Source organism: Pseudomonas sp. 14P_8.1_Bac3, from assembly GCF_025466085.1.
Classification (GTDB): domain Bacteria; phylum Pseudomonadota; class Gammaproteobacteria; order Pseudomonadales; family Pseudomonadaceae; genus Aquipseudomonas.
Map to the genome: position 1 here is coordinate 178,614 of NZ_JANLOD010000018.1, position 12,536 is coordinate 191,149.

General features: G+C 61.2%; 11 protein-coding genes. 6 read left to right on the forward strand and 5 right to left on the reverse strand.

Features of this window, described 5'->3' with window-relative positions:
* Positions 1-23 precede the first annotated feature (23 nt).
* Entirely contained in the window at positions 24-1,265 is a 1,242-nt protein-coding gene (locus NTD84_RS06575) for a TIGR03862 family flavoprotein (protein WP_262164139.1), read from the reverse strand.
* 278 nt (positions 1,266-1,543) lie between these two features.
* A complete protein-coding gene (locus NTD84_RS06580) occupies positions 1,544-2,464 on the reverse strand; it encodes a histone deacetylase (protein ID WP_262164140.1) in 921 nt (306 codons plus the stop codon).
* A gap of 75 nt (positions 2,465-2,539) precedes the next feature.
* Here NTD84_RS06580 and NTD84_RS06585 point away from each other — a divergent pair, with 75 nt between their 5' ends.
* The 3 genes from NTD84_RS06585 to NTD84_RS06595 all read left to right on the forward strand — a co-directional run bounded on the left by NTD84_RS06585 (position 2,540) and on the right by NTD84_RS06595 (position 4,675).
* The gene (locus NTD84_RS06585) at positions 2,540-3,109 is read left to right on the forward strand and encodes a GNAT family N-acetyltransferase (protein ID WP_262164141.1); all 570 of its coding nucleotides are present in this window, start codon (positions 2,540-2,542) and stop codon (positions 3,107-3,109) included.
* A gap of 106 nt (positions 3,110-3,215) precedes the next feature.
* Positions 3,216-4,085 carry an acyl-CoA thioesterase II gene (tesB, locus tag NTD84_RS06590; protein WP_262164142.1) on the forward strand — a complete coding sequence of 290 codons (870 nt, stop codon included), beginning with the start codon at positions 3,216-3,218 and terminating at the stop codon, positions 4,083-4,085.
* The gene (locus tag NTD84_RS06595) at positions 4,082-4,675 is read left to right on the forward strand and encodes an HAD family hydrolase (RefSeq protein WP_262164143.1); all 594 of its coding nucleotides are present in this window, start codon (positions 4,082-4,084) and stop codon (positions 4,673-4,675) included. Before tesB ends, NTD84_RS06595 begins: the two co-directional genes overlap by 4 nt.
* Before the next feature lie 127 nt (positions 4,676-4,802).
* Here the strand turns inward: NTD84_RS06595 and NTD84_RS06600 are convergent, their stop codons facing one another.
* Together NTD84_RS06600 and NTD84_RS06605 are read right to left on the reverse strand one after the other, a co-directional pair.
* Complete coding sequence (locus tag NTD84_RS06600; RefSeq protein WP_262164144.1) at positions 4,803-5,762, reverse strand: alpha/beta hydrolase; 960 nt, start codon at positions 5,760-5,762, stop codon at positions 4,803-4,805.
* Positions 5,763-6,656, reverse strand: coding sequence for a neutral zinc metallopeptidase (locus NTD84_RS06605; RefSeq protein ID WP_262164145.1), 894 nt, complete (start codon positions 6,654-6,656; stop codon positions 5,763-5,765). It abuts the gene before it with no gap.
* Between the two features lie 311 nt (positions 6,657-6,967).
* On the opposite strand from NTD84_RS06605, the gene NTD84_RS06610 reads away from it, so the two are divergent.
* Positions 6,968-7,744, forward strand: coding sequence for an IclR family transcriptional regulator (locus NTD84_RS06610; protein WP_262164146.1), 777 nt, complete (start codon positions 6,968-6,970; stop codon positions 7,742-7,744).
* Between the two features lie 193 nt (positions 7,745-7,937).
* A complete protein-coding gene (locus NTD84_RS06615) occupies positions 7,938-8,816 on the forward strand; it encodes a DMT family transporter (RefSeq protein WP_262164147.1) in 879 nt (292 codons plus the stop codon).
* 55 nt (positions 8,817-8,871) lie between these two features.
* On the opposite strand, the gene NTD84_RS06620 is transcribed toward NTD84_RS06615, so the two are convergent.
* The gene (locus NTD84_RS06620; RefSeq protein ID WP_262164148.1) at positions 8,872-10,182 is read right to left on the reverse strand and encodes an MFS transporter; all 1,311 of its coding nucleotides are present in this window, start codon (positions 10,180-10,182) and stop codon (positions 8,872-8,874) included.
* A 370-nt stretch (positions 10,183-10,552) separates the two neighbouring features.
* Between NTD84_RS06620 and quiC the strand changes: the two genes are divergently transcribed.
* Positions 10,553-12,454 (forward strand): 3-dehydroshikimate dehydratase QuiC, encoded by a 1,902-nt coding sequence (gene quiC, locus NTD84_RS06625; protein ID WP_262164149.1) that lies wholly within the window; start codon positions 10,553-10,555, stop codon positions 12,452-12,454.
* Positions 12,455-12,536 lie beyond the last annotated feature (82 nt).

Consider the following 12,536-nt stretch of genomic DNA (forward strand, 5'->3'; position numbering starts at 1 on the left):
CGTTCTTTCATGAGAACGCGGTCTCAACGGCGGCGCTTCAACCACTCCACCATCCCCATCCCCGCCGCGCGCCCACTGGCGAAACACGCGGTCAGCAAATAGCCCCCCGTCGGCGCTTCCCAATCCAGCATCTCCCCCGCGCAGAACACGCCAGGCAGTTGCTTGAGCATCAAGCGTTCATCCATCGACTCGAACGTCACGCCCCCGGCGCTGCTGATGGCTTCGTCCAGCGGGCGGGTTTTCACCAGAGTCAGCGGCAACGCCTTGATCGCCCTGGCCAGCAGCGGCGCGTCAGCAAAGCATTCCGCTGGCGTCAGTTCACGCAGCAGCGCCGCTTTCACGCCATCAATCCCGAGCTGACTGTGCAAATGTTTCGCCATGGAACGCGAGCCGCGCGGTTTGCTCAGCGCCGCCTGAATCTTATCCACAGGCCGGCCCGGCAATAGATCAATGTGAATGGTCGCCAAACCGTTCAGGTTGATCGCTTCGCGAATCGACGCCGACAGCGCATAGATCACACTGCCTTCAATCCCGGTGGCGGTGATCACACATTCGCCGAGCCGCGGCACGTCGTCATTGAGGCCGATGGCGATATTTTTCAGCGGCGCACCGGCGAACTTACTGACCATCAATTCGCTCCAGGCCTGCACCTCGAAACCGCAATTGCTCGGTTGCAATGGCATCAGTCCTACGCCGCGCTGCTCCAGCGCGAGCATCCAGGCGCCATCCGAACCCAGCCGCGACCAACTGCCGCCGCCGAGGGCCAGCAGGGTCGCGTCGGGCTGGATGGTTTTTTCGCCATCGGGGCTGTTGATGCGCAAACCCCCTTGGGCATTCCAGCCGAGCCAACGATGGCGGGTGTGGATAACTACGCCGTTGTCGCGCAGGCGTTTGAGCCAGGCGCGCAGCAGGGGGGCGGCTTTCATGTCGGTGGGAAACACCCGGCCGGAGCTGCCGACGAAGGTTTCGATGCCCAGGTCATGAATCCACTGGCACAGCGCCTCGGCGCCAAAGGCGCGTAGTAGCGGCGCAATCTGCGGCGCGCGTTCGGCGTAGCGGGAGAGGAACGCCGGGTAGTCTTCGGAGTGGGTGATGTTCATGCCGCCCACGCCGGCCAACAGGAATTTTCGCCCCACGGACGGCATGCCGTCGTACAGGTCGACGTTGATTCCGGCCTGGCTCAACACTTCTGCGGCCATCAGGCCGGCGGGGCCGCCGCCGATGATAGCGACGTGTGGGGGGAGGGAAGTGTCGGGCTGGGTCATTAGAAGCGCTGCGGTATGGCGGAATAAGCCGGGCATTCTACCAGCACAGCTCAGGGTGGGAGCGGGCTTGCTCGCGAAGGCGGTGGATCAGTCAACATCCACGCTGGCTGACACACCGCCTTCGCGAGCAAGCCCGCTCCCACAGATATCATCAGTGTTATTGGGCTGATCAAAAAACAACCACCCGGTTCTAGGCTAGGTGCAGTCTGGCCTGTAGGACCTTTCACTCAGGTTATCCACAGGCAGTTCCACAGGCATTGTGGGTAAAGACTCACCGTTCAATGACAACCTGATGACGTCCACACCCGCTGTGCGCTGTGATGGAGGATGCCATGCCGTCGCGCCAATGCCTGGCGATCCTTGCTGTAGCCACCGCCAATCACTCCCACCACTGGAATATCCCGCCCCAGGCAATGGCGCATGACGCTTTCATCCCGGGCGGCAACGCCTTCGTCTGTCAGCTTCAGGTAACCGAGGGCGTCATCCTTGTGCACATCGACACCGGCGTCGTACAACACCAGGTCCGGTTGATAGAGCGGCAGCAGGTAATTCAGGGCGTCATCCACCACCCTCAGGTAATCGGCATCGCCCATGCCTTTGGGCAGCGGGATGTCCCAGTCACTGTCGGCCTTGCGTGCAGGAAAGTTCTTCTCGCAGTGCAGGGAAACGGTCACCGCGTCGGGGGTGTTGTGCAGGATGCGTGCAGTCCCGTCGCCCTGATGCACGTCGCAATCGAAGATCAGCACCCGATTCACACGACCGCTTTCCAGCAGGTAATGGCTGATCACCGCCAGGTCATTGAAGATGCAAAAGCCCGCCGGGTAGTCGTAATGCGCATGGTGCGTGCCGCCGGCCAGGTGGCAGGCCAGCCCGTGTTGCAGCGCCTGTTCCGCCGCCAGCAGCGAGCCGCCGACCGCGCGCACGGTACGCCGGGCCAGCGCTTCGCTCCACGGCAAACCGAGGCGCCGCTGGTCTTCGCGGGACAACTCGCCGCTCATGTAGCGTTCGATATAAGCAGCGTCATGGGCGAGGGCGAGAATCTCCGGTGGACAGAGTTCCGGGCGCAGCAGGTCGGCGTCCCGGGTCAGGCCGCTGTCCACCAGGTGATCGCGCAGCAGGCGAAACTTGTCCATGGGGAAGCGGTGATCCGCCGGGAACTCGGGGCTGTAGTCTTCGTGGTAGATCAACGGCAGCGGCATGTTGAAATCAGGCAGGAATGAAAGAGCGATCGTACCAGCGTTGTAGACTGGCGGCATGGTTTGGGGGAGGGCACGATGGAGCCGATACTGGAACTGGAAAGTGCGCGACTGTTGTTGCGGCAGTGGCGAGATGAGGATTTGCCGGCGTTTGCGAAGATGTGTGCCGATCCGCAGGTGATGCGTTATTTTCCGGCGGCCCTGAGTCGGCTGGAAAGTGCGTCGTTGATCGGGCGGGTCCGCGGGCATTTTGCCGAGCACGGTTTTGGCCTCTGGGCGTTGGAGCGCAAGGACACGGGCGCTTTCATCGGGTTTACCGGGCTGGGTGTGGTCGGTTTCGACGCGCCGTTTACCCCGGCCATCGAGATCGGCTGGCGCCTGGCGCGCGAGCACTGGGGCCTGGGCTATGCCAGTGAGGCGGCCTGGACCGCTCTGCGCTGCGGGTTTGACCGGTTGGCGCTGAACGAGATCGTGTCCTTCACCACCGAGGCCAACACGCCGTCGCAGAAAGTCATGCAGGCCATCGGCATGCAGCATGATTCAGCGGATGACTTCGAACACCCGAAGCTCGCGGCCGATCATCCGTTGCGGCACCATGTGCTGTACCGCATTACCCGTGAACAATGGCTGCAAACCTTGCATGGATAAGCCGGCGCGGACGTTTACAATGGCGTCAATGATGGCCTCGGCCAGAACCTGAATCGACCGCCGCAGCCAAGACTGCGCGGCATTGCGTTGTGTGAGGAGAGTCTGAATGAGCCAAGTGTTGGATGATCTGGTCGATTTGCTGACCCTGGAACCCATCGAAGAAAACCTCTTTCGCGGGCGCAGCCAGGACCTGGGTTTTCGTCAATTGTTCGGCGGTCAGGTCATCGGTCAGTCCCTGTCAGCGGCCAGTCAGACCGTCGAAGAAGCCCGGCACGTGCATTCGATGCACGGTTATTTCCTGCGTCCGGGCGACTCTGCGCTGCCCGTGGTGTATCAGGTGGATCGGGTGCGCGACGGCGGCAGTTTCAGCACCCGGCGGGTGACGGCGATCCAGAAGGGCAACCCGATCTTCACGTGCAGCGCTTCGTTTCAGTACGACGAAAAAGGCTTCGAGCATCAGGCCGAGATGCCGGTGGTGGTCGGCCCGGAAAACCTGCCGTCGGAGCTGGAGCTGGCCCAGCAGCGCGCGCACCTGATCCCCGAGCACATGCGGGAAAAACTGCTGTGCCCGAAACCGATCGAATTCCGACCGATCACCGAGGAAGATCCCTACAACCCTCAGCCGTCCGATCCGATCAAGTACGTCTGGTTTCGCGCCGACGGTGCCCTGGCCGATACCCCGGCGCTGCACAAATACCTGCTGGCCTACGCCTCGGACTTCGGTTTGCTGACTACCTCGATGCAGCCCCATGGCAAATCGGTCTGGCACAAAGACATGCAGGTCGCCAGTCTCGACCACGCGCTGTGGTTCCACGCGGACCTGCGCGCGGATGACTGGTTGCTCTACGCCATGGACAGCCCGTGGGCCGGCAACTCTCGCGGTTTCACCCGTGGCAGCGTGTTCAACCGCGCCGGGCAACTGGTGGCGTCGGTCACCCAGGAAGGCTTGATCCGTCACCGCAAGGATTGGGCATGAGTCTGGCTGAGGTGAGGCACTGGGTATTCGACATGGACGGCACCCTGACGGTGGCGGTCCATGACTTCGCGGCCATCCGCGTGGCGTTGGCGATTCCCGCCGAAGACGACATCCTGACCCACCTCGCCGCGCTGCCGGCCGATGAAGCCGCCGCCAAGCACGCGTGGCTGCTGGAGCATGAACGGGATCTGGCGTTAGGTTCGAAACCGGCGCCGGGGGCGGTGGAGCTGGTGCGTGAGCTGGCGGGTCGCGGTTATCGGCTGGGGATCCTCACGCGCAATGCGCGGGAGCTGGCGCATGTGACGCTGGAAGCCATTGGCCTGGCGGACTGCTTTGCGGCGGACGATGTGCTCGGCCGTGACGAAGCGCCGCCCAAGCCGCATCCCGGTGGATTGCTGAAACTGGCCGAAGCGTGGAAGGTGCCGGCGAGCGAGATGGTGATGGTCGGTGATTACCGTTTTGATCTGGATTGCGGCAGGGCGGCCGGGGCGCGGACGGTGTTGGTGAACCTGCCGGATAATCCGTGGCCTGAGTTGACGGATTGGCATGCGGCGGATTGTGTTGAGCTCAGGCAGATGCTTTTGGCTTGAGAGATTGGGCCGTCCGGACGAGCGCTTTCGCGAGCAAGCCCGCTCCCACAAGGAATTTCAGATCGATACAGATCGAGTGTGGGATCGGGCTTGCTCGCGAATGAGGCCCTGCCAGTCAACAAAAAACTCACTGCCCAAACAACACCTTCTGCCCCTCCGGCGACGTAAACATCCCATCCCCGTTATGCCCAACCCCTGGCACTTCAACCAGCTGTTGACTCAACCCCTGCGGATGGCGGCGTTTCAGGTACTCGAAATAACTCCGCCCGCGCGCCAATCGATAAGCGCCCTGAGCTTCGGCTTCGCAGCTTTTATCCAGCGCCGGATGATTCGGATCGATGTCCTCCTGCCCCAACAGATAAACGATATCCCGCTGGACATAATTCGCCTCCAGCTGCGCAGGCGTTTGTCCGTCAGCATACGCCGGCAAATCTGTCAGACCGTATTTCCAGCGGTTGTAGTCCGGACACTTGGCGTGACTGAAGGCCAGCGGCCTGCGCTCATCGAAATACGCGTAGGAAGACGGGTTGGCGACGACATAGCGCACGTGCACCCCGGCCGCCTTGAGCTCGGGCTGATCGTGATTCAGCAACGCATAACGCTGCACCACCTGTGCACCGCCAGAATGACCGGCGATGACCACTTCCTTCACGTCCGGAAACTGTCGCCGATCGCCGAGCCGAGCGATGATCTGGTCGAGCGCGGCGTAGGAACTCAGGGCAAACGGCGCGGTGGATAAACCGCCGGCCATCCAGTCATTGCCCTGCCAGCGCAGCACGGTATCCGCCACGGGATGCAGGGCGATGTCGGTTTCATTGAGGAACTGCGGGGCGATCACCAGGGTATTCGTGCTTTGCCCGGCCTGTTCCGCCGCGCGCTCGCCGCTCTTGCGGTAGGTTTCAGCGTTGCGCAGGCGCCCATGGATGATGATCAGCACCCGCTCGATTTTCGCCGGCGCCGGGCCGATGCCCACCGCCATCTCGCCTTCTTTCAACAACAGTCGTCCGGGGCTGATCTCCTTGACCCCATGCTCGGCGGCCTGGGTGCTTGCACAGGTGAACAACAGAACCAACAGCCACTTGTTCATCTACAGGTTTTTCGCCGCAAAGGTATCGCACTGGCCCACCTGGCCTTGCGCAAATCCGGTTTTGAACCAGCGCACCCTTTGCGCCGACGTACCATGGGTAAACGAGTCCGGCACCACACGGCCCTGACCTTGTTGCTGCAAACGGTCATCGCCGATGGCGTTGGCAGCGTTCAGGGCCTCTTCGATATCGCCCGGTTCCAGCCAGTTCAGGCGTTTCTGCGCGTTGTTGGCCCAGACACCGGCCAGGCAATCCGCTTGCAGTTCCTGACGCACCAGCAAACCACCGTCGCCTTCCATTTGCCGACCTTGTTGGCGGGCTGTCTGAATTTTCGCCGAGACACCGAGCAATGTCTGAACATGGTGTCCTACTTCGTGAGCGATTACGTAGGCTTGCGCGAAATCACCCGCGGCGGAAAAGCGTTGCGACATTTCCTGGAAGAACGACATGTCGAGGTAGACCTTCTGGTCCGCTGGGCAATAGAACGGACCGGTCGCCGAAGTGGCGAGGCCGCATGCCGAGTTCACCCGGTTGCTGAACAGCACCAGGGTCGGGTTTTTGTACTGTCGACCGGCCTGCTGGAAGATCTGGCCCCAGGTGTCTTCGGTGTCGCCGAGGATCGAGCGGACGAATTCCGCGCTTTCATCATTGGCCGGCGGGGCCTTGCGGGGTTGCGTCGAGGCCGGTGCCGATTGATCGCTCATCTGCCCGGTCAATTGGCCGAGGATCTGCAGCGGGTCCTGGCCGGTCATCCAGCCGATCCCGACAATCAGAATGATCGCGGTCAGGCTCAGACCCTTGCCGCCACCAAAGCGCATCCCACCGCCACCACCGCCGACATCATCACCACGGGCGTCGACCACGTTGTCGCTGCGTCGGCCTTTTTTCCATAGCATGTGGGAATCCTCTGATTGTCCGTTGGATGAGTGTTGCTGGTGAGTGGGAGCGGCGCCAGTCCGATCGTCCGGCTTTTCCCGGCCAGCCGGGGCAACGCTGACTTGTATTGAACGTGGATACCCCACCTAATTCCCTCCGGCGCCGGGTTTTTATCGCGTGTCACGAACGTCTGATCGCTGTAGGAGCCCGGCTTGCTGGCGCTAGCGTTTTTAAAATCGCTATCACCTGCATGCTGGCTCCTCCTACAGTTCCAGATTTGCGCATTGCCTTTTGTATTCTAGAATCAGCAAAATTCTTATGGACCCTTCCTATGGCCGGCAGTCAGATCGAACGTGTTTTCAGCGTGCTTGAGCACCTCACCAGCGATCCTCGAGGCCTGCCAATGCAAACCTTGGCCGAGCAACTCGACATCCCGAAAAGTGCGACTCACCGTTTGCTGGCCGAGCTGATTCGACTGGGTTACGTGCTGCAGAACCCGGAAAACCTGCGCTACCACCTGTCCACCAAACTGGTGGCGATGGGGTTCCGCTATCTGGCGAGCAGCGGCGCGGATGTTGTGCAGCCGGTGCTTGATCGTCTGGCCGACGCAACAGGTGAACTGGTGCGTCTGGGTGTCATCGAAGGTGAGCGGCAGGTCTGGATCGCCAAATCTCAGGGTGCGCGTTCGGGGTTGCGTTATGACCCGGACATGGGCCGCGACGCACCGCTGTTCTACACGGCCTCGGGTCATGCCTGGCTGGCCTGCATGAGCGATGCCGAGGCGTTATCGCTGGTAGAGCGGCAGGGCGGCGACCGGCCAAAAGATCTGGGGCCGAATGCACCACGCTCAAACATCGAACTGCTGGAACGGCTGCGCCTGGCGCGGGAACAGGGTTACGCCTGGGTCGAGGAAAGTTCGGCCGTGGGCACTTCTGCAATTGCCGCGGTAGTACGACATCCCGGCGATGGACGGGTGATGGGTGTGCTGAGCATTGCCGGGCCGAGCGCACGAATGCCGGGGGCTCGACTGCACGAATTGGCCCCGATGTTGCTGAAATTTACCGACGAGTTATCGGCTGCCAGCCTGGCTTCCGAGCTGTTCAAATAAGCAGATGCTTCACCGTTCATTGGGATGGAGTGTCAGGGGAAGAGGTGTCGCTTGGTGGTTCATCGCGAGCGAGCTCGCTCCTAAAGTATGTGCAGCAAACTGTGCGTTATTCGCCCACTTTTACGTTGCGGCTATGTCAGAATCTGGAACCAGGTTCTAAATTATTGGTATTCGCCAGGCACAAGGGAACCTCATGACCGTCAGCACTCCGCTCTCCGGCGTAAACCAACCCTTCAAAGGGATTTTGCTGATCGTCGTCGCCACCTTCCTTTTCTCCAGCCATGACGCCTTTTCGAAATACCTCTCCGGTTTCTACCCGATTGTCATGGTGGTCTGGGCGCGTTATCTGGTTCACACGTTGTTGATGGCCGGGATTTTTCTGCCGCAATCCGGGCTGCGCGTCCTACGCACCAAACGACCTTTGCTGCAGTTGCTGAGGGCGTTATGCCTGCTGGGCACCAGCCTGTTTTTTACCACCGGCTTGCAGTACATCCCGCTGGCCGAAGCGACGGCGGTGAACTTTCTCGCGCCGGTGCTGGTGACCGCGCTGTCGGTGCCGCTGCTGGGTGAACGCGTGACCCGAGGCCAATGGATTGCGGTGATTTGCGGATTCATCGGCGTGCTGATCATCGTCCACCCCGGCGGCGATCTGTTCACGCCCGCCGTCTTGCTGCCGCTCTGCTCGGCGTTGTTTTTCTGCTTCTATCAATTGCTCACCCGCAAGCTCAGCGAGATCGACAGCCCGACCACCAGCAATTTTTTTGCCGGCCTGTGCAACACCTTGGTGATGAGCGCGTTGGTGCCGTTCTTCTGGCAAGTGCCCAGCGTTGGGCACGGGATGATGATGGTGGCGCTGGGCGCCTGCGGGATGACGGCGCACTTGTTTCTGACCCAGGCTTTCCGTCACGCCGCGCCTGCGTTACTGGCGCCGTTTGGTTATTGCCAGATCGTGTTTGCCGGGTTGCTGGGGTGGTTGCTGTTTTCCCATACGCCGACCCTGACCACGATGGTCGGGATTGCGGTGATTTGCTGCAGCGGGCTGGCGGCGGCTTGGCAGCAGAGCCGTGAATAGCCGCGCAAGGCACGGTGGGCGCGAACCTGCTCGCTCCCACCGTGGGGTAGGACTTTTACACGGTCGGAATCTTGCGCGGTGCCATGAAGTACATCCAGGTCAGGGCGATGAAGTACATCGCCGGAATCAGGGTGAACAGCACGGTGTAGTTGTTATGGGTCACGGTGAGGATATGGCCGACCAACTGGGTCATGAACATCCCGCCGATCGCCGCACACATGCCGCCGAAACCGAACACCGTGCTCATCATGTGTTTCGGCGTGTAGTCCATCACCAGGCTCCAGATGTTCGCGGTCCAGGCCTGGTGCGCGCCGATGGCCAGGGATATCGCAAACACCGCGACCCACAGGCTGCTCGAACCCGCGGCCATGATCACACCGACGATGCAGCAGGCGAACAGGAACATCGACATCAGCCGCGCCTTGATCGGGTTGATCCCGCGTCCGATCAGGAATGAAGACAGGATGCCGCCGCCGATGCTGCCGAAGTCGGCCGTGAGGTAGATGATGATCAGCGGAATACCCATCTGGGTCACGTTGATCCCCAGGTTGTATTGCTGATTGAGGAACGGTGGCAGCCAGTACAGGTAGAACCAGAACACCGGCGCCGTCATCGAGTAGGCGAGGGCGAAGGCCCAGGTGCCGCGCATGCGCAGGATTTTCGAGAACGGTACGCGGGTCTGTTGTGGTTCGACTTCGTTCTGGATGTAGTCCAGTTCCGACTGTTTGACGCTCGGATGATCTTCCGGGTTGAAATACTTCAAACCCCACAACACCAACCAGATCCCGCCCAGTGCCGACATGCACAGGAACGCAGCCTGCCAGCCCCATACATGCAGGATCAGTGGCAGCAACATGGGCGTGAACATCGCACCGACGTTGGTGCCGGCGTTGAAGATGCCGGTGGCCACGGCACGCTCGCCGGCCGGGAACCACAGCCGCGTGGTTTTCACGCAGGCCGGGTAGTTGGCGGCTTCGGTCAGCCCGAGTATCAAGCGGCAGACCATGAAGCCGACCGCCGAGGTGGCGAGGCCATGGGCGCCGGTCGCCAGGCTCCAGAGCAGCACCGCGCAGAAGAACACGCGCTTCACGCCAATGCGGTCGATCAGGCGGCCTTGCAGGACGAAACCGATGGCGTAACCGACCTGGAACCAGAAGTTGATGTTGGCGTAGTCCATCGCCGTCCAGCTCATTTCCTTGGCCAGGATCGGCTGCATGACGCCCAGTGCGGCGCGGTCGATGTAGTTCAGGGTGGTGGCAAAAAATACCAGCGCCAGCATGCCCCAACGGGTCTTGCCGACAGCCAGGGCGCCGCGGATCTTGTCGCCGATGCCGCTGTTGGCAGAGGTCATGGAGGGACGCTCCATGGGAGAACTTTGAGAAGGAGTCATGTAGGCCACCGATTGTTTTTATAGGGTGTGCTGCTGCGTGGTTACCCGAACCCGGCGGTTCACGACCGGGCTCAATGTGCAGTCGATGTTGCGCAGTGGACAAAAAATCGTCAATTCGCCAAAGGCCATTGTGTTCGATAATCGCACGCAAAACTAACCGGATAGTACACTTTGAATTGCTGTGCCGATGCGCCCGGCCAATAATCCATTTCAAGAAAGACGCGGTGCCTGTAGGAGCCGGCTTGCCGGCGATGGCGATCTCACAGGCGCCATCGCCAGCAAGCCGCTCCTGTAGAAAGCGCGCGTAGCCCAAAACAAGACAGCCTCCACCACCGGGAGTCGAACCATGCAGCGTTCCATTGCCACCATTTCCTTGAGCGGTACCCTGCCGGAAAAACTCGAAGCCATCGCCGCCGCCGGTTTCGACGGGGTGGAGATCTTCGAGAACGACCTGCTCTACTACGACGGCAGCCCGCGGGAAATCAAACAGATGTGCGCCGATCTCGGGATCGCCATCACGCTGTTTCAACCGTTCCGGGATTTTGAAGGTTGCCGCCGCGATCGCTTGCCCCGTAACCTGGAGCGGGCCGAGCGTAAATTCGACCTGATGCAGGAACTCGGCACCGACCTTGTGCTGGTCTGCAGCAACACCTCCGCCGACGCTGTGGGCGATGAGCAAATCCTCGTCGATGACTTGCGCCTGCTGGCCGAACACGCCGGTGCGCGCGGCCTGCGAATCGGTTACGAAGCGTTGGCCTGGGGCCGGCACGTGAATACGTATCAACAGGTGTGGAACATCGTGCGGCAGGCTGATCACCCGAGCCTCGGCGTCTTGCTGGACAGTTTCCACACGCTGTCGCTCAAGGGCGACCCCAGTGCCATCGCCGAGATTCCCGGCGACAAAATATTCTTCGTACAAATGGCTGACGCACCGGTCCTGGCCATGGACGTGCTGGAATGGAGTCGGCATTTCCGCTGTTTCCCCGGCCAGGGCGAATTCGATTTGCCGGGGTTTCTCGCGCCGATCATCAAGAACGGCTACACCGGTCCACTGTCGCTGGAGATCTTCAACGACGGCTTCCGCGCCGCGCCGCCACGGGCCAATGCCGCCGACGGTCTGCGTTCGTTGCTGTACCTGGAGGAGAAAACCCGCGAACGGCTCGCGCAGGAAGCCCAAGAGGTGGCGAACACCGACATCCTGTTCGAGACCCCCAAGGCCAGCGAATACAACGGCATCGAGTTCCTCGAGTTCGCCGTGGATGAAAGCCTCGGCGCCAGGCTGGCCCATTGGCTGGAGCGGCTGGGCTTCGTCAAGGCCGGGCAACACCGCTCGAAAAACGTCAGCCTGATGCGTCAGGGCGATATCAACCTGATCCTCAACTCAGAGCCTTACTCGTTCGCCCACAGTTTCTTCGAAGCCCACGGCCCGTCGCTGTGCGCCACCGCGGTGCGGGTCAAGGACAGCCGCAGCGCGCTGGCCCGGGCCGTGGCCTACAAAGGTCAGCCATATCGTGGACTGGTCGGCCCCAACGAACTGGAGCTGGCCGCGGTGCGCGCGCCGGATGGCAGCCTGATTTACCTGGTGGACCAGGAAGCCGACGTCTACGGCATCGACTTCAACCTCCAACCAGCCGCCGTGGCCAGCGGCGGCCTCAAGCGCATCGACCACATGGCGATGGCGTTGCCCGCCGACAGCCTCGACAGTTGGGTGCTGTTCTACAAAAGCCTGCTGGATTTCGAAGCGGACGATGAAGTGGTGTTGCCGGACCCTTACGGGCTGGTGAAGAGCCGGGCGCTGCGCAGCCGCGACAGTTCGATCCGTTTGCCGCTGAACATTTCCGAGAACCGCAACACCGCCATCTCACACGCGCTGTCGAGTTATCGCGGCTCTGGTGTGCATCACATCGCGTTTGACTGCGACGACATCTTTGCCGAAGTCAGTCGCGCCAAGGAGGCGGGCGTACCGCTACTGGATATTCCGCTCAATTACTACGATGACCTGGCCGCACGCTTCGATTTCGACGATGAGTTTCTCAGCGAGCTGGCCTATTTCAACGTGCTGTACGACCGTGATCCCCAGGGTGGCGAGCTGTTTCACGTGTACACCGAACCGTTCGAAGGTCGGTTTTTCTTTGAGATCATCCAGCGCAAAAATGGCTATGCCGGTTACGGCGCGGCCAACGTCGCTGTGCGACTGGCGGCCATGGCCAAGTCCCGCAGTGGTGCGATTCGTCAGGCGAAGTTGTAGGAATTTGGTAAGCGCTCGGTTAAACCCGCACTGCGTGGCTTCCTTCACTGTGCAGTGCGGCTCATAATCGCCAGCCTGTTCA

Coding starts and splice junctions, on each gene's coding strand:
- NTD84_RS06580 (WP_262164140.1), bottom strand. CDS start 2,464: ATGCCGCTGCCGTTGATCTACCACGAAGACTACAGCCCCGAGTTCCCG.
- NTD84_RS06575 (WP_262164139.1), bottom strand. CDS start 1,265: ATGACCCAGCCCGACACTTCCCTCCCCCCACACGTCGCTATCATCGGC.
- NTD84_RS06595 (WP_262164143.1), top strand. CDS start 4,082: ATGAGTCTGGCTGAGGTGAGGCACTGGGTATTCGACATGGACGGCACC.
- NTD84_RS06620 (WP_262164148.1), bottom strand. CDS start 10,182: ATGGAGCGTCCCTCCATGACCTCTGCCAACAGCGGCATCGGCGACAAG.
- tesB (WP_262164142.1), top strand. CDS start 3,216: ATGAGCCAAGTGTTGGATGATCTGGTCGATTTGCTGACCCTGGAACCC.
- quiC (WP_262164149.1), top strand. CDS start 10,553: ATGCAGCGTTCCATTGCCACCATTTCCTTGAGCGGTACCCTGCCGGAA.
- NTD84_RS06605 (WP_262164145.1), bottom strand. CDS start 6,656: ATGCTATGGAAAAAAGGCCGACGCAGCGACAACGTGGTCGACGCCCGT.
- NTD84_RS06610 (WP_262164146.1), top strand. CDS start 6,968: ATGGCCGGCAGTCAGATCGAACGTGTTTTCAGCGTGCTTGAGCACCTC.
- NTD84_RS06615 (WP_262164147.1), top strand. CDS start 7,938: ATGACCGTCAGCACTCCGCTCTCCGGCGTAAACCAACCCTTCAAAGGG.
- NTD84_RS06585 (WP_262164141.1), top strand. CDS start 2,540: ATGGAGCCGATACTGGAACTGGAAAGTGCGCGACTGTTGTTGCGGCAG.
- NTD84_RS06600 (WP_262164144.1), bottom strand. CDS start 5,762: ATGAACAAGTGGCTGTTGGTTCTGTTGTTCACCTGTGCAAGCACCCAG.